This window comes from Bowmanella dokdonensis (assembly GCF_017254865.1).
Lineage (GTDB): Bacteria > Pseudomonadota > Gammaproteobacteria > Enterobacterales > Alteromonadaceae > Bowmanella > Bowmanella dokdonensis.
Genome location: NZ_JAFKCV010000389.1, coordinates 1 through 286, shown reverse-complemented (window position 1 = coordinate 286; position 286 = coordinate 1). Strand labels below are relative to the sequence as shown.

The following is a 286-nucleotide window of genomic DNA, read 5'->3' as shown; positions in this document are numbered from 1 at the left end:
ATCAAGATCCCAGCTCATGGTTCACTCCTTCAGATTAAGGTAGTTGGGAAAGCAGTGACGGCCATTATGGCTGTCGTTTGTTGCCGCTAATCTTAAGCAAGCAGTTTCTTATTCGTCAAATTATTTTTTTCTCTTTTTGTATAAAATGATTTCTTGTTGTAAATTATACGTCACGTTTGATGGGGGTGATATGCAAAATCAAAGTGCCGACTGGCGACAACTGGTGCAAAGACTTATTAAGGCCGAAATGTCCAAGCGTGGCGTTAAATATCAAGACTTGAGTGAC

The 286-nt window shown here is 40.2% G+C and carries 1 protein-coding gene; it reads left to right on the top strand.

Annotation, left to right across the window (positions count from 1 at the left end):
* Positions 1-190: 190 nt before the first annotated feature.
* The coding region (locus J0A66_RS23500) for a DUF6471 domain-containing protein (RefSeq protein ID WP_241264401.1) at positions 191-286 on the top strand (96 nt) is incomplete at its 3' end.